This is a genomic window from Kribbella orskensis, assembly GCF_004342085.1.
GTDB lineage: Bacteria > Actinomycetota > Actinomycetes > Propionibacteriales > Kribbellaceae > Kribbella > Kribbella orskensis.
On record NZ_SLWM01000036.1, the window covers coordinates 1 to 19,104 of the forward strand.

Sequence of the window (19,104 nt, forward strand, 5' to 3'; positions counted from 1 at the left end):
TCGGGGTGGACCGGTGGCAGGGCGTCGGTCACGGCGGGGTACTTGCGGAGGGCCTTGGCCAGGGCCAGGTCACGCTTGATCACGCCCGGGTCGAGGCGGTGCCGAAACGCCAGCAGCCGGGCGGTGTCACCGGCACCGAGGGTGGCGGCGTGACCGGAGGCGTCGTAGCTGGCCAGGACCTGCAGGCGGTAGGTCTGCAACCGGGAGATCTCGGCGTTGAGCGCGTCGAGAGTCGCCAGCTGTTCGCTGTCGCTCATCGACCACACCGGCCGCTCGCCCAAGATCTCCATACCCCAGACCCTAGACACCACCGCCGACAGTTTCCGGTCCGGAAGGCCCTTATTTGTAAGGGATTCCGAAGGTTGACCGAAATTGTGCCAACACTCCGGATCCGGACGAGTTGTCCACAACCCACCGCACCTGTGGACCCAGCGAGAAGGCTGGGCGGAACGGGACTATAGGCAGTTCACGTGGGAGTCGGGAGACGCAGAGGCGTGAGGAGGGGTGAGAGATCCACTGGGCGACCAGCCGGAACTCCGCGGCGGCAGCCGGCAGCACGCCGAGCGGCAGCAGCGCGAGACCCTTCCAGAAACCGAACCGAGATGTGGGTTGGCGAGCGTCTGGGTCAGTCCGGCCCAGTCGTAGATCACGTGCTCCACCTGGTAGGCGAGCACCCAGATCAGCGCGGTGCAGACCGCCGCGCCGACCAGGAAGATGCCGGCGGCAACGGCGAACATCCGCCGGGTGATCCCGTGCGAGACCATCAGTGCGAACAGCGCCGGCGTGACGGTGATGCCGATCGCCGCCGAGAGGTACTTCGGTGACTGGGTGCCGTAGTCCCACATGCTGTGGTCTCGTCGAAGATCGTCAGCGGTGCCCGGCTGGCCAGTCCCACCACGGCCCCGAGCGCGGACTTCTTACCGCGGGACAGGTTCTGCACCCGCTTGCCGGTCGGTACTTCGAACTTGTCCAGCAGCCCCTGCTTGACCTGGGCGCTGCCGACCAGGTCACCAGACTCCCGGATCAGGCAGACCCGGCTCGTGACGATCGCGTCGTCGTACGGTTCCCTCGCGTCACCCAGGTCGCCGCCGTCGAGCAGTACGGCCGCTGAACCGGAACGTCAGGTTCTCGGCTCGCACTCCCAGCCCGGTCATGACGCACCTCCTTCTGCCTGTCCGGCGATCGCTTCCCTGGTTCCGGCCGGTTCTTCGGCGGCCGACTTCTCGATGTGGCGCACGACCTCTCGCAGCGGGACACCGATCGCCCGGGCCTCGCGGATCATCGGGTCCACCACCTCGGCGAAGAACGAGTCGCGCCGTCCGGTCCGGAGCAGCTCCCGGGCGTTCGGGCTGACGAACATGCCGATGCCGCGCTTCTTGTAGAGCACACCCTCGTCGACCAGCTGGGCGAAGCCCTTGGCCGCGGTGGCGGGGTTGATCCGGTAGAACGCCGCGTACTGGTTCGTCGACCTGACCTGTTCGTCCTCGGCGAGGGCACCCGTGACGATGTCGTTCTTGATCTGCTCCGCGATCTGGAGGTAGATCGGGCTGCGATCGTCGAACACCGTGGTCCCTCGTGGCTCGATTCCTGCTGGGCGGTGATGCGGTTCTGTGCGGAGGTTGGTTGGTTCGTAGGTTCATTACTTGACTAATGAACCGTAGCACCGAGAGATCCCCTGGCGTCAACCCCGATTTCCGACGCAGGGCACTAACGTGCTGTGGGTGTGACAACCCCATACCGAGCAAGGGAGCGGACCGTGGCTGAGTCAGTGCGTGAGTTGCGGCTGGTGGTGACGGCGCCGGACTACGAGGAGGCGGTCGCCTTCTATCGCGATGTGCTCGGCCTGCACGAGCGCGAGGCGTACGACACGGAGGGCGGGCGGGTGACGATCCTCGAGGCCGGCCGGGCGACGCTCGAGATCGCCGATCCGAACCAGGCCGCGTTCATCGACCGGATCGAGGTGGGCAGCCGGGTGGCCGGCAAGTACCGGGTCGCGTTCGAGGTGGACGACTCGGCGGCGACCACGGCACGACTCGCGGCGGCCGGCGCGACCGTGATCGCCGAGCCCACCGTGACGCCGTGGAACTCCCTCAACGCCAGACTGGAGGCCCCCGCGGGCCTCCAGTTGACACTCTTCACCGAACTGGGCGAGTAGAGCCTCAGCCCTCTTTGGACGGGCGGCCCTGGCGGCGCATCCGGCCGACGTCGCTCGGCAGCCGGCCGGCGTCGGCCAGGGCCCGGCGGAGCAGGAACTCGATCTGGGCGTTCGTGCTGCGCAGGTCGTCGTTCGCCCAGCGCGCGAGCGCGTCGTGCACCACGGGATCCAGCCGGAGCAGGATCTTCTTGCGTTCAGTCGCCACGGCCGCGGCCTACTGGTAGAGCGTCCCGGCGTTGACCACCGGCTGGGCGTCGCGGTCACCGCACAGCACCACCAGCAGGTTGCTGACCATGGTCGCCTTGCGCTCCTCGTCCAGTTCCACCACGTCGCGCTCGGACAGCCGGGCCAGGGCGAGCTCGACCATGCCGACCGCACCTTCGACGATCCGCTGCCGGGCCGCGACGACCGCACCCGCCTGCTGCCGGCGCAGCATCGCCTGGGCGATCTCCGGCGCGTAGGCCAGGTGCGTGATGCGCGACTCGATCACCCGTACTCCGGCGGCCTGCACCCGGGCGCCGATCTCGGTCGACAGCTTCTCGGTGATCTCGTCCGTGCTGTCCCGCAAGGACATCCCACCCGACTCGTCGTGCACGTCGTACGGGTAGCTGTTCGCGATGTGCCGGACCGCGGTCTCGGTCTGGATCGCGACGAACGCGACGAAGTCGTCCACCTCGAACCTCGCCTGCGCGGTGTCCTCGACCTGCCAGACCACCACCGCGGCGATCTCGATCGGGTTGCCGTCGGAATCGTTGACCTTGGCAACCGTCGTCTCGTGGTTGCGGATCCGGGTGGAGATCTCCCGGCGGGCGGCGAGCGGGTTCACCCAGCGCAGCCCGTCGGTCCGGATCGTGCCGGCGTAGCGGCCCAGGATCTGCAGCACCCGGGCCTGCCCGGGTGACACCGGCGTCAGCCCCGCGGCCACGATCGAGCCGAGCCCGAAGGCCAGCACGCCGAGCAGGATGATCGCCACCCGCTCACCGTCGAGGCCCCACACGAACAAGGCGATCCCGCCGACCACCAGGACGAACGACAGGGCGACCATCGGCCAGCCGTTCAACTCCCCCGCCGGCCGCTCGACCACCTTCGGCTTCGGCATCTCCACCATCACTTCACCATCCGCGCTCATCCCGAGCCCCTCTTCCACTGGTTCTCACTGACTATCTCGAAGGTAGCATAGTGATATCAGTTTTCCCCTTCAGACCTGGCGTGCCAGAGCGACCAGGGACTCCTGCCACTCCGGCGCGACGGACAGCGGGAGGGGGTCGATGGGGTCGGTGTGCCAGGCGTGGACGGGGCGGATGCCGTGCAGGGCGTTCACCAGCCAGACCTCGTCGGCATCGGCCAGCTCGGCCGCCATGCGGGCACGCTCGGCGACCTCGACACCGCGGTCGATCGCGAGCCGCCGGAGGAGTTGCGCGGTTACCGACGGGAGGATCGGCAAGGTGGACGGCGGGATGCAGAAGACGCCGTCCTCCCACCAGACCAGGGCCGAGTTGCCACCTTCCAGGGCGATGCCATCGCGATCGACCAGGACGATCTCGTCCGCGCGGTCCTGCGCGGCCGCCTCCGCCCTGAGTTCCGCCAGCACCTCCAGATCGGGGCCTTTCACCCGGGGATTGGTGCGCGGATCACGGCGGACCGACACCCGGATGCGATCGCCCTGCGGCGGCGCCGGCCGCAGCTGGACGGCGAGCTCACCGGTCGCCTTCAGCTCGAACCGCGGGAACCACCGCCCGAAGGCCGGCAACCGCCCGACCTGCTCGTCGAAGAACGCGCCCGCCTCGACGCCGAGCGCGGTACAGGAGTCCGTGAAGCGTTGCCGGTGCAGTTCGATCCCCCGAACCTTGCCGTCGGCCACCAGGAAGGAATCCGCCACCTGTAACGCGTTCACGTCGTCCCACCCTTGATCGTAGCCGTTGCCTTAAGCACCATTTCGTCGTACTCCGCGACCGGTTCCGAGTCGAGCACGATCGCTCCCCCGGCCCCGACCACGGTCCCGTCCGGGGTCATCACCGCGGTCCGGATCACCACGCTCAGGTCCGCCCGGCCGTCCACGGTCAGGTAGCCGAGAGCGCCCGAGTAGACGCCGCGGGCGCTCCACTCGAGCTCGTCGAGCAGTTCCATCGTGCGGATCTTCGGCGCCCCTGTCATCGACCCCGGCGGGAAGCACGCCCGGACCGCGTCCACCGCGTCGGCTTCCGCCCGGAGCTTCCCGCGGACCGTCGTGACCAGCTGGTGCATGGTCTGGTAGCTCTCGACGGCCATCAGGTGCGGCACCTGGACCGTGCCGGGTTCGCTGACCCGGCCGAGGTCGTTGCGGATCAGGTCCACGATCATCAGGTTCTCGGCGCGCGTCTTCTCGTCCTCGGCCAGCGCCTTGGCGACCAGTTGGTCCTGCGCCGGGTCCGCCGAGCGCGGCGCGGTCCCCTTGATCGGGCGGCACTCCGCCCAGCCGTCGGCATCCACCGTCAGGAACCGCTCCGGCGACGAACTGGCCACGGCGAGGTCGCCGTACCGGAGGAAGGCCGAGTACGGCGCGGGGTTGTGCGCCCGCTGCCAGAGGTAGAACTCGAAAGGGTCGGCGACGGTCGGCAACCGGACCCGATTCGTCAGGCACGCCTCGTACGTCTCGCCGGCCTCCAACGCTGCCATGCAGGCGTCGATCCCGGCCAGGTAGGTGGCGCGATCCTGCTCGAGATACGCCTCCAGGTCCAGCATCGCGATCTCAGGCTCGGCCGGCCCGCTCATCACCCAGCTGCTGGTGGAGGCCTCCGCCCGATCCAGCCACCGCGGCGCGGCGGCATCACCCGGCGGGTGGATCGCGACGAGCAGCGATCGGTCCTCGTCGTGATCGATGACGACGAAGCGGTTCGCCCAGATCCACAGGGCATCCGGAGTCGTCGCCTCGTACGCCGCGGCTCCCCCGGTCAACGCCTTCAGCTCATACCCGAAATACCCGACATAGCCGCCGCTGAAGACCTCCCGCAGCTCAGCCGGTACTGCGCCCAGCTGGTCCCGCCGGGCGCCGAGGAGTTCCTGCAGCTCGGCGAAGACATCACCGTCAGCCACATCCCGTACGACGACCTCTGCGTCGGCGCCGGTCGTCGTACCGAGGACGGAGACGCGGCGGACACCACGGTCGGTGAGGCTGCCGTCCAGCCAGAACGCAGCGGGCTCGTCAGCGAGCAGGAAGCGGTAGATCCCCTCGCCGTCCAGCGCGTGGTCGACCGAACGGACGGACCAGGTCAGAGCAGGCACAGCACGAACGGTACAGACTCATCAGGCGAGCGCGACCTTGGTCCGCATGGCGGTGATCCGGCGGATCGGGACAGCCACGTCGAGGCCGTCGCGAGCCTCGGCGCGTTCGGCCAGCCAGGCGGCAGCGGCCTCGCGGCGAGCGTCGGAGGTGCCGGGGAGGTAGAGCGCGCCGACCAGCCGGCGGGCGTCCTCGATCGAGCGCACCGAGTAGGCGTAGCGCTCGCGCTGACTCTCCATCACGTGGAAACCGGCCGCGCGAAGCTGATCCTTGAGGTCCTTGATCTCGCCACTCGCCGGGAACTGCGGGGTGGACCGCAAGCGGGTGGTCAGGCTGGTGAGGGTCCGGATGTCGCCACGACGCAACGGCCTGAGCGCCGGCACGGTCGCCGCCAGCACACCTCCGCGGCGCAGTACCCGGGCTGCCTCGGCGAGGATGTCGGGCAGCGGCTGCAGCACCGCCAGGCCCATCGAGCAGGTGACGACGTCGAACGCCTCGTTCGCGAACGGCAGGTGCAACGCGTCGGCCTGCACCTTGGGGCCGGGCGCGCCGGCCAGCTGGGCGGCGTTGTTGTCCACGCCGACCACGCACCGGCCGTACAGCTCGCGGGCCACCGGCCCGTTGCCGCAGGCCAGGTCGAGGACCCGCCGGGCCTCTCCGGACACGGCTCGGACGAGCCAGCGGTAGGGCGTGTGGTCCCCGGCCACAGCTCGTGACAGCAGGGCTTCGGTGCTGCCAGGGGCTGCGGAGTGGAACTCCCGCAGATATCCCGGCCAGTCGATCTCGTTCTCAGTCATCGCGGACAGACGTTACTGCCTGACCACTGTCAGTACCGCATCGAGCGCTCTTGGTGGCCGTTCTTAATGGACTCTTCAACCAGGACCTGCTGCAGACCGAGATCCTCAGACCAGACTCACGAAGATGTGGCCGGCCGTCTCGTCGCTGATCACGCCACCCGCCTCGCGGCTGCCCATCAGCACGCCCTCGGCGTCCAGCGTCGAATCCACCTCGCGGCCCGGCAGCGCGCCCGCGCGCCGCAGTACGGACATCGCGTCGTCGTCGGTCTGCACCGGCTCGGCGATCCGCCGGACCAGCACCCGCACGCTCTCCCCGGTCGCGCTGTCGAGCACCTTGTCGAGCGGCTCGACGCCCAGCCGGAACTCGCCGATCGCGGTCGCCTGGCTGTCCTTCTGCAACTCTTCCAGGCCCGGGATCGGGTTGCCGTACGGCGACTCGGTGGGGTTGTCGAGGATCTTCAGCAGCCGCAGCTCGACCGCGTCGCTCATCACGTGCTCCCAGCGGCAGGCCTCTGTGTGCACGTCCTCCCACTCCAGCCCGATCACGTCGACCAGCAGCCGCTCGGCCAGCCGGTGCTTGCGCATCACCCGGACCGCCTGCATCCGGCCGACCTGGGTGAGCTCCAGATGCCGATCGCCCTCGACGGTGACGAGCCCGTCGCGCTCCATCCGGGCCACCGTCTGGCTGACCGTCGGGCCGGATTGGTGGAGCCGTTCGGCGATCCGCGCGCGCAGCGGCAGGATGCCTTCTTCTTCCAGCTCGTAGACGGTCCGCAGGTACATCTCGGTGGTATCGATCAGCTCGCTCACGACAACCATTCTCACCTATGTAGGCAAGCCTCACCCAATCCCTGTCCAGGTGCGCCTCGGTCGTCGCCCGGGCGCAAACCCTCCGCCGCTACACAGCCATCCAACCGATCAGGCTCTTGACCGGACGCTCCCCCCTAGGCGTATTGTGCTAGTTAACTAGATGAATGGGGTTGAAGATGATCGAGTTCCATCTGGATGGGCGGTCGGGGGTTTCGCCTTACCAGCAGATCGTTCAGCAGGTGCGGAACGCGTTACGGCTGGGGTTGTTGCGACAGGGGGACCAGCTGCCGACGGTGAAGGACGTGGTCGGGCAGCTGGCGATCAACCCGAACACGGTGCTGAAGGCGTACCGCGAGCTGGAGCACGAGGGGCTGGTGTCGGCACGGCCCGGGGTCGGGACATTCGTGACGCGGACGCTGACCGACCACAGCCTGGCCGCGCACGGACCGCTACGGCAGGACCTGCAGCGCTGGCTGACGAAGGCGCGCAAGGCCGGCCTCGACGACGAGAGCATCGAGGCGTTGTTCATGACAACCTTTCGGACCGCCGCTCAGGAGGACATAGCATGACCGCCGCCTTGCAGGCCCAGGGACTGGGCAAGAGATACGGCCGCCGCTGGGCGCTGACGGACTGCACGCTGGACCTCCCGGCCGGCCGCGTGGTCGGGCTGGTCGGTCCGAACGGCGCCGGTAAGAGCACCCTGCTCAACCTGGCCGTCGGCATGCTCACGCCGACCGCGGGCTCGATCGACGTACTGGGCTCCGCCGCAGGCACCAGCCAGCTCGCCCGGATCGGCTTCGTCGCCCAGGACACTCCCACCTACGCGCGGCTGAGCATCGCGGACCACCTCAAGCTCGGCGCCCACCTCAACCCCGGCTGGGACGAGACGCTCGCCAACGGCCGGATCCAGCGCCTCGGGCTCGACCCCAAGCAACGCGCCGGCCGGCTCTCCGGCGGCCAGCGCGCCCAGCTCGCCCTCACTCTGGGCATCGCCAAACGCCCCGAGTTGCTGATCCTCGACGAGCCGGTCGCCGCCCTGGATCCGCTGGCCCGCAGGGAGTTCCTGCAGGACCTGATGGAGGCGGTCGCCGAGCAGGAGCTCAGCGTCGTCCTGTCATCGCATCTCGTCTCCGACGTCGAGCGGTCCTGCGACTACCTGGTCGTGCTGGTCGACTCGCGCGTCCAGGTCAGCGGTGACATCGACACCCTGCTGGCCACGCACTACCGGCTGGTCGGTCCGCGCCGCGACGAGAAGTCGCTGCCGCACAACCAGCGCGTGATCTCCGCCAGCCACACCGATCGCCAGTCCACCTTGCTGATCCGCACCGACGAGCCGATCCTCGACCCGGCCTGGACGGTCACCCAGCTCACCCTCGAAGACCTGGTGCTGGCCTATATGGGCCGCTCCAGCCAGACCAAGCAGAACGACCGCCCCGTGCTGGAGGTACAGCGATGATCTGGCTCACCTGGCGGCAGTTCCGCCTGCAGGCGCTGGTGGTCGCCGGCGCGGTCGCCGCGCTCGCCATCGTCCTGGCGGTCACCGGCCCCGGCCTGCTCGACGACTACAAGACCTACCCGAACGACTTTCTGAGGCAGATCCAGTTCGACCGGATCAACCAGTACCTGTACATCGTCGGCCAGGCCCTCGTGTACGCCGCTCCGCCGGTGATCGGCGCCTTCTGGGGCGCGCCGTTGATCGCGCGCGAACTGGAGGCGGGCACCCACCGGCTGGTCTGGAACCAGAGCATCAGCCGGACCCGCTGGCTCGGCATCAAGCTCGCCTTCACAGGGCTGTCGGCGATCGCCCTGACCGGGTTGCTCAGCCTCGCGGTGACCTGGTGGTCCGACCCGATCGACGACGCGATCGGCGCCGGGCAGGCGGCCGGCGTGTTCAACGTGCCACGACTGCTCCCGCCCGTCTTCGGCGCCCGTGGCGTGGTGCCGATCGGCTATGCCGCGTTCGCGTTCGCCCTGGGCGTCGCGCTCGGGCTGGTGATCCGGCGCAGCGTCGTCGCGATCGCCGTCACGCTGGCGGCCGTGATCGCGATCCAGATCCTCTCGCCGGTGCTGCTCCGGCCGCACCTGATGACGCCGGTGAAGACCAACGTGATCGTGACGATGGACAACATGCGCGGGATCGAACTGTCCGGCCCCGGCGAGAATTCGCAAGTCATGCGGATCGAGGCGGAACTGCCGGGCGGCGGCAACTGGAAACTGTCCGAGAACACGGTCAACGCGGCCGGCCAGGTGCAGAAGACCCTGCCGTCCTGGATGGCCGAGTGCGGCCCGCCTCCGCCCAACGCGACGGTTGGCGAGGCGCAGTCACGACCCCCGCTGTCCACCTGCTTCCAGCGACTGGCGGACGAGGGCTACCGGCAGCAGATCACCTACCAGCCGGCCGACCGGTTCTGGGGCCTGCAGTGGCGCGAGGCCGGGCTGTTCTTCGTACTGGCCCTCGCGCTGAGCGGCTTCTGCTTCTGGCGGATCCGCCGCGACCTGACCTAGTGTCGAACCCGGCTAGACGGCCTTCAACACCGTCAGCAGGCGAGCTACCTCGGCCGCGACCGCAGTACGGGCGGGGCCGAGGTACTTGCGGGTGTCCACCAGGCTGGGCTGGTCGGCCAGCACCTCGCGGACGGTGGCGGTGAAGACGTTGTTGAGGTGGGTGGCGATGTTGACCTTCGTCATCCCGGCCTCGACCGCGCGGGTCAGATCCGCGTCCGCGACACCCGAAGAACCGTGCAGGACCAGGGGAACCGGTACTGCGGAGCGCAGCGCGGTGATCAGCTCGAAGTCGAGCTCGGCCGTCCGCTCGGTCATGGCGTGCGAGGAGCCGACCGCGACGGCGAGTGCGTCCACACCAGTCGCCTCGACGAAGGCCAGGGCCTCGTCCGGTCGGGTGCGGGCACCGGGCGCGTGGACGCCGTCCTTGCCACCCACCTCGCCGATCTCCGCCTCGACGAACACCCCGTGCTCGTGGCAGAACGCCGTCACCTCGGTGGTCGCCCGGACGTTGTCCTCGTAGTCGAGCTTCGACGCGTCGAACATCACCGAGGTGAAGCCGAGCGACACCGCCTCCGTCACCAGGTCGCGGTCCATCGCGTGGTCCAGGTGCACGACGACCGGGACGGTCGCGGCCGAGGCGGCGGCCAGGGTGGCCACACCGATCGGCTTGAGCGCGCCGTGGTACTTCACCGCGTTCTCGCTGATCTGCAGGATGACGGGCGCGCCGGCCTGCTCGGCACCGGCGATCAGCGCGGTCGCGTGCTCCAGCTGGATCACGTTGAACGCGCCGACCCCACGACCGTCCTTGGCCGCACCAAGCACGACCTCGGCTCCGGATACCAACGGCATGACGAACTCCCTTAATTCACAAGGATCTAGAGGCTCTGTACTTCGACCTGCGGCTGCCAGCGCCGGTACGCCGCGAGATCGATGTCCCCGGCAACCGGTGTCAGCACGGCCGCGGCCGACGCCGCCACAGCCGACTTCAGTACTACGGCCCAATCGGGCTCGGGCGACTCCGCGACAGCCGCGGCGACTACCGCAGTACAGGCATCTCCGGCGCCGGTCGGATTGCCGGCGACCTGCTCGACCGGCAACGCGCGCCAGGCACCATGCTTGCTGGCGGCAACCATCCCGCGAGCGCCGTCGGTGATGACGGCCGCGGTGGCTCCCAGCTCGACCAGTTGCCGTGCGCCCTCCTCGACGTCCACGTCGCCGAGGGCATCGCGGAGCTCCGCGGCGTTGGAGCGGACCACTGCACCGGCCTTGGCGGCTGCCACGAGCGCATCGCCGCCGGCGTCGATCACGGACAACACGTCGTGATGACGGGCTCGCACGGCCAGTTCCGCATAGGCATCGGCCGGCAGGCCAGGAGGCAGACTTCCCGAGCAGGCAAGCACGCCGATCCTTGCCCAAGGCATTCGATCGTGGAAGGCCCGCCACTCGTCGGCGGAAACGACTGGGCCAGCCTCGTTGAAGATGGTGGCGTCGCCGTCCGCGCCGTTGACGATGGCAACGGTTCGCCGGGTCTCCGCCGCGATCGGCGTCAGCAGAGCGGTCAGACCGGCGTCGAACAACTCCTCCGCGACGATCTCGCCGGTCACCCCGCCGACGAATCCGAGTGCCAGCACCTGGTGCCCGAGGGTGGTCGCGACCCGCGCGACGTTCACGCCTTTGCCGCCCGCGCGCTGCCGGATGTCGGTGACCCGGTGACTCCCACCGACCACCAGTTCGTCGACGCCGTACGTGACGTCCAGCGCCAGGTTCAGCGTGACGGTCGCGATCAGTCCAGCCACGAGCCGGCCCGCATCACCTTGCGGACGCCGTACTCCTCGTCCAGCACGACCAGGTCGGCCCGCTTGCCGGTCTCGATCCCGCCGACGTTGTACCAGCCGAAGGTCTCGGCCGGCGTGGTCGACGCCATCCGCGACGCGTCCACCAGGGAGACACCGGCCTTGACCGCGTTGGCGTAGGCGACGTCCATCGTCAAGGTGCTGCCGGCGATCGAGTGGCTGCCGTGGGCCAGCGTCGCGAGCCCGTCGGTGACGTCCACTTCCAGACTGCCGAGCATGTACCGCCCATTGGGCATGCCGGTGGCAACCATCGCGTCGGTGATCAGCGCGATCCGGTTGACGCCGGCGGCAGCCAGGGCGACGCGGACCACCTGCGGGTCCAGATGCATGCCGTCGTTGATCACCTCGAGCAGCAGCCGCGGGTCGTTCAGCGCGGCACCGACCGGGCCCGGGTCGCGGTGGTGGAACGGCCGCATCCCGTTGAACAGGTGCGTCGCCACCGTCGCGCCGGCGTCCGCCCCGGCGATCATCTGGTCGTACGTCGCGTCCGTGTGCCCGAGCGCCGCGACCACGCCTGCGTCGACCACCTGGCGGATCGCGTCCAGGCCGCTCGGCAGTTCGGGTGCGATCGTCACCATCTTCACCGCGTCGCTGAGCACCTTCGCCACGTCACCCTCGACCGGGTCGCGCAGCAGCGTCGGCTCGTGCGCACCGCAGCGCGCCTCGGACAGGAACGGCCCTTCCAGGTGCACCCCGGCGATCACGCCGTCGGTGATCAGGTCGGCCAGACAGGCGGTCTGCGAGACGAGGTCGTCGAGCGGGCTGGTGACCAGGCTCGCCATCGTCGTGGTGGTGCCGTGCTTGGCGTGGAACGCCGCGACCTTGCGCGCCTCCTCCGGATCGGTCGTCGAGTACGTCGCACCGCCGCCGCCGTGGGTGTGGATGTCGACGAACCCGGGCACCACGGTGACCTCGCCGAGGTCCTCCGGCCGCAGTCCGTCGGCCGGCATCCCCTCGGACCGCCGGCCGTACGCGAGGATGTCGCCGTCCGAGACCTGGAGCCACGCGTTCTCGAGCACGTCGTCCGGCGTGACCAGCCGCGCCATCCGATACGTCGTCATACCGTCTGTTCTCCGCTCTCGTCAGCAGTCACGCGATCCCAGGCCATCAGCGCCGCGCCGAGGCACCCGGCCTCCTCGCCCAGTACGGCGGCCACGATCTCCGGCCTGCGCTGGAACGTCAGCCGCGCGGCAACACCTTCGCGCAGGGGCGCCAGCAGGGTCTCACCGGCCCCGACCAGCCCACCGCCGATCGCGATGCGGGTGGGCGCGACCAGCGTGGTGTAGAGGACCAGCGCGTCGACCAGGGCCTCCAGCGCGTCGCTCCACACGGCGGCCGCGTCCGGGTCGCCTTGCGCCAGCAGTTCGAGCACCTCGCGGGCGCCGTCCACCGTGCGGCCCGTGCGTGCGCCGTACCGTCGGGCCAGGGCGGCGGCGGAGGCCACGGTCTCGAGGCAGCCCCATTGGCCACAGGCGCAGAGCTCGGCGGTGTCCCCGTGGACGAAGCGGGTGTGCCCGAGCTCCCCCGCGTACCCGTCGCCGCTGACCAGCGAGCCGTCGACCACCATGGCCGCGGCGATGCCGGTGCCGAGCGGGAGGAAGAGGGAGTTCGTGGTGCCGTTCAAGGCTCCCTGGCGCAGCTCCGCGTAACCACCCGCGCGCACGTCGTGGGCGAGGACGACCTGCTGATCCTCGCCGAGGGACTCCTTCAGTTCGGCGAGGACCGGCGTACCGACCCAGGCCAGATTCTCCGCGCCGACGGTCCCGGTCGCCGCGTCGATGATGCCCGGTACGACGACGCCGACCGCGCGCACGCGGTGTCCGTCGGCGGCGGCCTTCTGGCCCAGTTCGACGACGGTTTCGAGCAGCGCGTCGAGCACGGCGCGGCCCCCGGCCTCCCGGGGTGTCGGCCTGGTCTCCCGGTGCAGCACGGCACCGTCGGCGGCGACCAGGCCGCACTTCATCCGGGTTCCACCGAGATCGACGGCAACCACGACTTCACAGGGGTCCACGGAGCGCCATTATGCAGCGTTACCCGGCAGTTCGAACATCCGTGAGCATTTTCCGGACAGCTCCCACAAGACCAGTGTGCCCCCTGGACCACTGCGTGCAAGGCGATGTTCAGGCGCGCAACCCCCGGTCGAAAGCGGCCACCAGGAAGGCGATCAGGTTCTCCGCCAGTTTGCCCGGATCCTCCACGTCCTCGGTGCCGGGCGCCCGCGTCAGCGCCTGCGACTGGTGCAGAGCGAGCAGCCCCAGCATGTTCACGTACCCGAAAGCCACCGACTCCGCCGCCGCTCTCGGCAATGCCGCCTGCAGCGCCGCGAGGTACCGCGCCTCGACCGGATCCGACTCCGCCGCGTACAACTCCCGGATCCGCTGGCTCGGGTCGAACGCGACCCGGCCGATGAACCTCGCGACCACCGGCCCGCGCTCGCCGCGGCGCAGTACGAGATCGAGACCCGGCTCGATGAACGCCCGGATCAGTTGCTCGGCGGTCGGCTGCCCCTTCGCCTCCAGTTGGTCCAGTCGCCGTCGGCGCTCGGTGTTGACCGGCGCCATCGCGCGCGCCACCGCCGCCCGGAGCAGAGCCTCCTTCGAACCGAAGTGGTAGTTCACCGCCGCGATGTTCGCCGCGGCCGCGACCGTGATCGCCCGCAGCGACGTTCCTTCGTAACCACCCTCGCCGAATCTCTGCTCGGCGATGTTGAGCAGCCTTTCCCGGGTTGATTCCACGGGTGTTTCCACAGAGTTCTCCTCCCCCCAGCCACCGCTCGCTCAGGCACCCCACCTGCTCACGCGCCGTAGCCTGCAGTCAGCATAGTTCAAACGGACGTTTGAATGAGAGTGCTGGCGGCCGCAAATCTGCAAAGAAGCTGAGAAAACACGGGAATCCCGGCGTTTCCGCAGGTCATCGGGTCTTTCCGGCCCGGAACCGGCCGCAACGGCGGCGGGGGTTAGGGTCGTTGGCCATGACCACGCGAGAGGTACTGCGGATCGCACCGCGCTTCAGGGGGCCCGCACATTCAGGCAACGGGGGCTACGTCGCGGGCCACGTCGGTACTGCGCTGGCGGCGGTCGCCGACGACGGAACGGTCCCCCGGGTGCGGCTGATGGTGCCGCCGCCGATGGAGGTCGACCTCGACCTGCTGGTCTCCTCGGACTCCGCCCAGCTGGCCGGCGCCGAGTCGCCGGCGGCCTCAGGGGTGGTTGCCAAAGCGATCGCCGTCGCCGCGGCCACCTTGGACCACGCCACGGTCGACCCGGTCGGACCGGACGAGGCGCGCACGGCGGAAGCGCAGTACAAGGGGCTCGTGAAGCACCCCTTCCCGGGATGCTTCGTCTGCGGTCCCGCGAACGCGGAGGGGCTTCGACTGCGGCCCGGCCCGCTCGGTGACGGGCGCACGGCGTGCACGTGGCACCCGTCGACCGACCTGGCCGCCGAGGACGGACTGGTCGATCCGGTGTTCCTCTGGGCGGCACTGGACTGCCCCGGTGGCTGGGCGATCGACCTCGAGGGACGCCCGTCGGTGCTGGGCCAGATGAGCGCCTGCATCGACGCCAGACCACCCGCGGGCGAGGCCTGCGTGGTGATGGGCCGAATCCTCAGCGAAGACGGCCGCAAAACCCGCACCGCCAGCACGCTCTACGACTCCGACGGCCGAGTCCTGGCCCGAGCCCAGCACACCTGGATCCTGGTCGACCCCGCGCTCTTCAGCTGAACCGCCCGGCACCGCACGACCGATGGTGCCGGGCCAGGCATCCAGCTATTCGCCGAACAGATAGACCGGGCCGTCATCGGGCTCGCCGCCTCGCCGGAAGTAGATCGGGGCGTCGAAGGTGGTCGGGACTTTGCCGAGGCCCTGGATCACGGTGGCAGTTCCCTTGGCGTGACCGACGGCGTACAGGTAGCCCGCCTTGGTGTCCTTGTCGATGCCGAGCAGCAGCGTGCCGGTCGGCCCACACTGCTCGATCGCCAAGGCAGTCTCTCGGCTGGTCGGCTGTCTGTGACGGTGACTGGGGCTGATAGCAACGATCCGCTGACTCCCTAGGACCCCCTCAGGGCCGGGGATAGGGAGGAATTCCGATGTGCGGGTGCACCTCAGACGAGCAGATTCGGGGTCTCGGCAGGGAGCCGGCTGACACGAGGAGCAGCAGATGTTCACGACCGACTCGGTCAAGGCAGAGGTCCCGGCGGTCGCCACCGGGCGGCCTCGCGTTCTGGTCATCGGCGGCAGGCTCAAGCATGTACGCAAGGCCCGGGAGCTCGGCCTGGACGTGGTTCACGCCCAGTTCCCGGACGCGTATGACCGCGGCCACTGGCCGTACGTCGATCAGGCGCTGCTTCTCGACTACGGCGACATCGACCGGCTCCTGCCGCTGGTCCGGGCGTTGCACGAGGCGTACCCGTTCCAGGCGGCCGTGTCGCTGTCCGAGCTCGGGCTGCTGCCGACGGCGCGGATCAACGAGATGCTCGGCCTCCCGGGCGAGTCCGTCGCCACCGTGGAACTGCTGCTGGACAAGTGGCGGATGCGCCGGCACCTGGCCGCGGAGGGCATGAGTCCGGTGGCCGCCGCGGTCGGCCGTTCCGCGCAGGACGTTCGGGAGTTCGTGCAGGCGCACGGGCTCCCGATCATCGTCAAGCCGATCCGCGAATCGGGCAGCCTGGGGGTGTTCCGCATCCGCGACCGAGCCGACGTGGACGCCGTCGCCGAGCGGTACCGATCCCTCGACGACGGGCATTGGGCCGTCGGGGACCTGTCCGATGCCGGATCCTTCGACGAGTTCCTCATGGAGGAGTTCCTGGACGGCCCGGAGATCAGCGTGGAGACCCTGACCTTCGACGGCCGGCATGTGGTCGTCGCGGTGACCGACAAGGAGACGGGCGGCTCCGGTTTCGTCGAGATCGGACACTCGCAGCCCAGCGGCTGCTCGGCCGAGACGCTGCGCGAGGTGACACGGTTGGTGACGGACTTCCTCGACGCGGTGGGGCTGCGCAACGGGCCGGGGCACACCGAGGTCAAGCTGACCTCGCGCGGTCCGCGGATCGTCGAGTCGCACAACCGCATCGGCGGTGACCGGATCAACGAACTGGCCGAGATCGCCTACGGCGTCGACATGGAGCGCTACGCGCTGGGCGCCGGTTTCGGCGTCGTGGAGCCGCTGACCACGTCGCCCGAGCCTCGGGGCGGAGCGGCCGTCCGGTTCCTCACGCCGGAGCCCGGACGGGTCGTGGAGGTGACCGGCATCGACGCCGTGCGCGCGGACCCGGCCTTCGTCGACCTCCAGTTGGAGGTGGAGCCGGGCGACGAGGTACCACCGCTGACCTGGAACGAGGACAAGGTCGGTCACGTGATCGCCCGCGGCGCCACCGCCACCGAAGCGATCGCCCACGGCAGGCGGCTCGCCGCGGCGATCCACGTGCGCACCGAGCCCGTCGCGTGAGCACCGCGACGCCGGGCCGGTCGGGCGTCGACGAGCCGCGATTCCGCGACGCGCTGCGCAGCCTGCCCGGCCGGGTGTGGATCGTCAGTCTCGGCATCCTGGTCAACCGGGTCGGCAACTTCCTGCCCGTGTTCATCGTGCTCTATCTGATCGGACGCGGCTATTCCGCCGGTGCCGCGGGGTTGGTGCTGGGCGTGTCCGGTCTGGGCAACGTGCTCGGCAACACCGTCGGTGGCTACCTCGCCGACAAGATCGGCCGGCGATGGACCATCGTGGTGTCCGCCGTGCCCACCGCCGGGCTGACGGCGATCGTGCCGTCCCTCGGATCGTTCCCGATCATCGTCACGGTGGTCGGTCTCATCGGCGTGACGTCGCAGATCTACCGGCCGGCCGCGGCCGCGGTGCTGCTCGACTCCGTGACGACCAACCAGCAACGGCTCGCCGCCTTCGCGGTGTTCAGGTTCGCGTTGAACATCGGCGCTGCCCTGGGCGGCGTCATCGGCGGTGTGCTGGCCAGCACTTCCTATGTGGGGCTCTTCCTGGGCAATGCCGCCGCGTGCCTGCTGTTCGGCGTGGTCGTGGCGGTGCTGCTGCGGGATGCGCCCCAGCCGCGGTCCGACCAGCACGACGCAGACACACAGGCGGACCGGGCGGTGGGGTACCGGCAGGCGCTCGCTGACCGCACCCTGGTGCGATTCCTGCTGATGACTCTGGTCGGCGAGTTCGTCTACATCCAGTGCACCGTCGGCCTGCCCCTGCACGTCAGCGACGTGGGGCTGAGCGCGCGCGACTTCGGTCTCCTCATCGGGCTCAACGGTCTGGTGGTGTTGGTGCTGGAGCTGCCCACCACCGGCGCGGTCTCGCGGTACCGGCCGGAGTACGTACTGGCCGTCGGCAACCTGCTCATCGGGGCAGGTCTCGCGCTGACCGGGTTGATGAACGGCATGGTCCTGCTGTCGGCGACGGTGCTGATCTGGACGCTCGGCGAGATGATGTCCAGCTCTGTCGCCATGGCCTATCTGGGAAGTCTGACTCCGCCACGGATGGCCGGGCGCTACCAGGGGTTGTACGGCGCCGCGTACACAGTCGGTACGGGCGCCGGACCGCTCATCGGCGGCGCCATGTACGCGATCGGCCCATGGGCACTGTGGACCCTGGTCGCCGCGGCCGGGCTGCTGGCCGCCCAGCTCTGCCTGCCGCGCCGCCGCGCGACGTCCACAGTGAACGAACCGGCTTCCTGACCTGGGGTGTGAGTGGGTCGGAGTACCAGGTGTCAGCGGGTGCGGGCGGCGTGGGCTCGGACTTTGGAGCGGTTGCCGCAGGTGGACATGGAGCACCAGCGGCGGCGGCCTCGGGGGTCCAGGAAGAGCCAGCCACAGGCGTCGCCCGGGCAGAGGCGGACGTGGTCGCGGGAGGCGCCGGTGAGCAGGCCCGCGGCCAAAAGAGCCAGCTGGTCCAAGGGCAACCCCAGGTCCTCCGGGAGATCCCAACCAGCCCCAAGACCTAGGCCGACAGCCGGTACTGCGGTGAGGCGGCGGCGCGCGGTGGCTCGTTCCACCGCGCGCGCGACGGCGTCGAACGAACCACCCGCGCCGGCGTCCGTCAGTACGTCGTACAGGTCGGCGCGGAACTCCAGCGTCGCGTCGAACCGGTGCGCGGCGTCCTTCGGCTTGACCGCGGCCTGCTCGATCAACCGGAAGACGCTGGCGTCGGAGAGCAGACCGACGTACCCGTTCCAGATCACGAACGCCTCGTACGACGTGAGCCACTCGCTCCGTGCGGGTCCTCGTCCGGCGAAGTCGGAGCGGGTGTTCAGGAAGTCCAGGACCGGGTCCGCGCCGACCGGCTTGGGCAGCACGACGCCCTGCACCAGCTCCAGGTGTGACGGCAGCGCGGACACGGGATCAGCGGGGCGTCTGGGTCGGGGTCGGGACCGGGATGCTCACGTTCCCATTCTGCGAGATCCCCGGCTTTGCCATCAGTGGTCGAGCTCCTTGCCTTCGGTGAGTCGCCGGATGTCGGCGAGGGTCAGATCGGCGGTGACCGCGACGTCACGCGGTACCGACGGATGCGAGCTGAGCGTACGGAGCCCCTGCTCGGCAGCCGCGACCGCCTTCTCGAGCGACCGGACCTCCCGCAGCAGCGCCTTCGTCTCACTGTTCAGGTCGGCCACGGCCTGCTCGGCGAGGACGGCCCGGCGGTACCACGACCATGAGAACCAGGCGGTTCCTACCAGCAGCACGATGACGGGAAGTCCGAGCCTGAGCACCATGGCTCCATG

The 19,104-nt window shown here is 69.6% G+C and carries 23 protein-coding genes and 1 pseudogene; 7 read left to right on the forward strand and 17 right to left on the reverse strand.

Annotated elements, in window-relative coordinates:
* The 3 genes and pseudogenes from EV644_RS41325 to EV644_RS41340 all read right to left on the reverse strand — a co-directional run.
* Positions 1–290: pseudogene (locus EV644_RS41325) on the reverse strand (hypothetical protein); the annotation flags it as partial.
* Between the two features lie 165 nt (positions 291–455).
* The gene (locus EV644_RS41330; protein ID WP_241999402.1) at positions 456–845 is read right to left on the reverse strand and encodes a hypothetical protein; all 390 of its coding nucleotides are present in this window, start codon (positions 843–845) and stop codon (positions 456–458) included.
* 305 nt (positions 846–1,150) lie between these two features.
* On the reverse strand, positions 1,151–1,564 hold the full coding sequence (locus EV644_RS41340) for a GntR family transcriptional regulator (RefSeq protein WP_132196812.1): 414 nt from the start codon (positions 1,562–1,564) through the stop codon (positions 1,151–1,153).
* Between the two features lie 192 nt (positions 1,565–1,756).
* On the opposite strand from EV644_RS41340, the gene EV644_RS41345 reads away from it, so the two are divergent.
* Positions 1,757–2,155, forward strand: coding sequence for a VOC family protein (locus EV644_RS41345; protein WP_199240327.1), 399 nt, complete (start codon positions 1,757–1,759; stop codon positions 2,153–2,155).
* A 4-nt stretch (positions 2,156–2,159) separates the two neighbouring features.
* Here EV644_RS41345 and EV644_RS41350 read toward each other — a convergent pair whose 3' ends face one another.
* From EV644_RS41350 to EV644_RS41375, 6 genes are all read right to left on the reverse strand, one after another.
* A complete protein-coding gene (locus EV644_RS41350; protein WP_132196810.1) occupies positions 2,160–2,360 on the reverse strand; it encodes a type II toxin-antitoxin system antitoxin in 201 nt (66 codons plus the stop codon).
* Between the two features lie 9 nt (positions 2,361–2,369).
* Positions 2,370–3,284, reverse strand: a complete 915-nt coding sequence (locus EV644_RS41355; RefSeq protein ID WP_132196808.1) for an SPFH domain-containing protein — start codon at positions 3,282–3,284, stop codon at positions 2,370–2,372.
* A 69-nt stretch (positions 3,285–3,353) separates the two neighbouring features.
* A complete protein-coding gene (locus EV644_RS41360) occupies positions 3,354–4,049 on the reverse strand; it encodes an aminotransferase class IV (protein ID WP_132196806.1) in 696 nt (231 codons plus the stop codon).
* The gene (gene pabB, locus EV644_RS41365; RefSeq protein WP_132196804.1) at positions 4,046–5,416 is read right to left on the reverse strand and encodes an aminodeoxychorismate synthase component I; all 1,371 of its coding nucleotides are present in this window, start codon (positions 5,414–5,416) and stop codon (positions 4,046–4,048) included. The genes EV644_RS41360 and pabB overlap by 4 nt, the downstream gene beginning before the upstream one ends.
* Positions 5,417–5,437: 21 nt before the next feature.
* Entirely contained in the window at positions 5,438–6,211 is a 774-nt protein-coding gene (locus EV644_RS41370; RefSeq protein ID WP_132196802.1) for a class I SAM-dependent methyltransferase, read from the reverse strand.
* 105 nt (positions 6,212–6,316) lie between these two features.
* Complete coding sequence (locus EV644_RS41375) at positions 6,317–7,030, reverse strand: iron-dependent transcriptional repressor DtxR (RefSeq protein WP_132196800.1); 714 nt, start codon at positions 7,028–7,030, stop codon at positions 6,317–6,319.
* Between the two features lie 167 nt (positions 7,031–7,197).
* Between EV644_RS41375 and EV644_RS41380 the strand changes: the two genes are divergently transcribed.
* Genes EV644_RS41380 through EV644_RS41390 form a run of 3 tightly spaced genes read left to right on the forward strand, consistent with a single transcriptional unit; the run spans position 7,198 to position 9,526 of the window.
* Positions 7,198–7,590 (forward strand): GntR family transcriptional regulator, encoded by a 393-nt coding sequence (locus EV644_RS41380; protein ID WP_199234890.1) that lies wholly within the window; start codon positions 7,198–7,200, stop codon positions 7,588–7,590.
* On the forward strand, positions 7,587–8,477 hold the full coding sequence (locus tag EV644_RS41385; protein WP_132196796.1) for an ABC transporter ATP-binding protein: 891 nt from the start codon (positions 7,587–7,589) through the stop codon (positions 8,475–8,477). Before EV644_RS41380 ends, EV644_RS41385 begins: the two co-directional genes overlap by 4 nt.
* Positions 8,474–9,526: an ABC-2 membrane transporter-related protein gene (locus EV644_RS41390; RefSeq protein WP_132196794.1), complete on the forward strand. Its 1,053-nt coding sequence runs from the start codon at positions 8,474–8,476 to the stop codon at positions 9,524–9,526. Before EV644_RS41385 ends, EV644_RS41390 begins: the two co-directional genes overlap by 4 nt.
* 12 nt (positions 9,527–9,538) lie before the next feature.
* On the opposite strand, the gene EV644_RS41395 is transcribed toward EV644_RS41390, so the two are convergent.
* The 5 genes from EV644_RS41395 to EV644_RS41415 all read right to left on the reverse strand — a co-directional run bounded on the left by EV644_RS41395 (position 9,539) and on the right by EV644_RS41415 (position 14,126).
* Positions 9,539–10,375 (reverse strand): class II fructose-bisphosphate aldolase, encoded by an 837-nt coding sequence (locus EV644_RS41395; protein ID WP_132196792.1) that lies wholly within the window; start codon positions 10,373–10,375, stop codon positions 9,539–9,541.
* A gap of 26 nt (positions 10,376–10,401) precedes the next feature.
* Positions 10,402–11,322, reverse strand: coding sequence for a 1-phosphofructokinase family hexose kinase (locus tag EV644_RS41400; RefSeq protein WP_132196790.1), 921 nt, complete (start codon positions 11,320–11,322; stop codon positions 10,402–10,404).
* Positions 11,310–12,440: an N-acetylglucosamine-6-phosphate deacetylase gene (gene nagA / locus EV644_RS41405; protein WP_132196788.1), complete on the reverse strand. Its 1,131-nt coding sequence runs from the start codon at positions 12,438–12,440 to the stop codon at positions 11,310–11,312. Before nagA ends, EV644_RS41400 begins: the two co-directional genes overlap by 13 nt.
* A complete protein-coding gene (locus EV644_RS41410) occupies positions 12,437–13,390 on the reverse strand; it encodes an ROK family protein (protein WP_241995699.1) in 954 nt (317 codons plus the stop codon). The genes nagA and EV644_RS41410 overlap by 4 nt, the downstream gene beginning before the upstream one ends.
* A gap of 109 nt (positions 13,391–13,499) precedes the next feature.
* Positions 13,500–14,126 (reverse strand): TetR family transcriptional regulator, encoded by a 627-nt coding sequence (locus EV644_RS41415; RefSeq protein ID WP_132196786.1) that lies wholly within the window; start codon positions 14,124–14,126, stop codon positions 13,500–13,502.
* A 224-nt stretch (positions 14,127–14,350) separates the two neighbouring features.
* On the opposite strand from EV644_RS41415, the gene EV644_RS41420 reads away from it, so the two are divergent.
* A complete protein-coding gene (locus EV644_RS41420) occupies positions 14,351–15,100 on the forward strand; it encodes a thioesterase family protein (RefSeq protein ID WP_132196784.1) in 750 nt (249 codons plus the stop codon).
* Between the two features lie 45 nt (positions 15,101–15,145).
* On the opposite strand, the gene EV644_RS41425 is transcribed toward EV644_RS41420, so the two are convergent.
* A complete protein-coding gene (locus EV644_RS41425; RefSeq protein ID WP_199240328.1) occupies positions 15,146–15,358 on the reverse strand; it encodes a hypothetical protein in 213 nt (70 codons plus the stop codon).
* 178 nt (positions 15,359–15,536) lie between these two features.
* Here EV644_RS41425 and EV644_RS41430 point away from each other — a divergent pair, with 178 nt between their 5' ends.
* Together EV644_RS41430 and EV644_RS41435 are read left to right on the forward strand one after the other, a co-directional pair.
* Positions 15,537–16,823, forward strand: a complete 1,287-nt coding sequence (locus EV644_RS41430) for an ATP-grasp domain-containing protein (protein WP_132196782.1) — start codon at positions 15,537–15,539, stop codon at positions 16,821–16,823.
* Positions 16,820–18,064: an MDR family MFS transporter gene (locus EV644_RS41435; protein WP_132196780.1), complete on the forward strand. Its 1,245-nt coding sequence runs from the start codon at positions 16,820–16,822 to the stop codon at positions 18,062–18,064. Before EV644_RS41430 ends, EV644_RS41435 begins: the two co-directional genes overlap by 4 nt.
* A 32-nt stretch (positions 18,065–18,096) precedes the next feature.
* On the opposite strand, the gene EV644_RS41440 is transcribed toward EV644_RS41435, so the two are convergent.
* Together EV644_RS41440 and EV644_RS41445 are read right to left on the reverse strand one after the other, a co-directional pair.
* Positions 18,097–18,723: a CGNR zinc finger domain-containing protein gene (locus EV644_RS41440; RefSeq protein WP_132196778.1), complete on the reverse strand. Its 627-nt coding sequence runs from the start codon at positions 18,721–18,723 to the stop codon at positions 18,097–18,099.
* 78 nt (positions 18,724–18,801) lie between these two features.
* Entirely contained in the window at positions 18,802–19,095 is a 294-nt protein-coding gene (locus EV644_RS41445; protein ID WP_241999401.1) for a hypothetical protein, read from the reverse strand.
* Positions 19,096–19,104 lie beyond the last annotated feature (9 nt).

Bases quoted from the DNA above. Each gene is read 5' to 3' on its own strand.
- EV644_RS41355 (WP_132196808.1), bottom strand. From the start codon at position 3,284: ATGAGCGCGGATGGTGAAGTGATGGTGGAGATGCCGAAGCCGAAGGTG.
- EV644_RS41395 (WP_132196792.1), bottom strand. From the start codon at position 10,375: ATGCCGTTGGTATCCGGAGCCGAGGTCGTGCTTGGTGCGGCCAAGGAC.
- EV644_RS41330 (WP_241999402.1), bottom strand. From the start codon at position 845: ATGTGGGACTACGGCACCCAGTCACCGAAGTACCTCTCGGCGGCGATC.
- EV644_RS41420 (WP_132196784.1), top strand. From the start codon at position 14,351: ATGACCACGCGAGAGGTACTGCGGATCGCACCGCGCTTCAGGGGGCCC.
- EV644_RS41370 (WP_132196802.1), bottom strand. From the start codon at position 6,211: ATGACTGAGAACGAGATCGACTGGCCGGGATATCTGCGGGAGTTCCAC.
- EV644_RS41375 (WP_132196800.1), bottom strand. From the start codon at position 7,030: ATGGTTGTCGTGAGCGAGCTGATCGATACCACCGAGATGTACCTGCGG.
- EV644_RS41430 (WP_132196782.1), top strand. From the start codon at position 15,537: ATGTTCACGACCGACTCGGTCAAGGCAGAGGTCCCGGCGGTCGCCACC.
- EV644_RS41380 (WP_199234890.1), top strand. From the start codon at position 7,198: ATGATCGAGTTCCATCTGGATGGGCGGTCGGGGGTTTCGCCTTACCAG.
- nagA (WP_132196788.1), bottom strand. From the start codon at position 12,440: ATGACGACGTATCGGATGGCGCGGCTGGTCACGCCGGACGACGTGCTC.
- EV644_RS41385 (WP_132196796.1), top strand. From the start codon at position 7,587: ATGACCGCCGCCTTGCAGGCCCAGGGACTGGGCAAGAGATACGGCCGC.
- EV644_RS41445 (WP_241999401.1), bottom strand. From the start codon at position 19,095: ATGGTGCTCAGGCTCGGACTTCCCGTCATCGTGCTGCTGGTAGGAACC.
- EV644_RS41390 (WP_132196794.1), top strand. From the start codon at position 8,474: ATGATCTGGCTCACCTGGCGGCAGTTCCGCCTGCAGGCGCTGGTGGTC.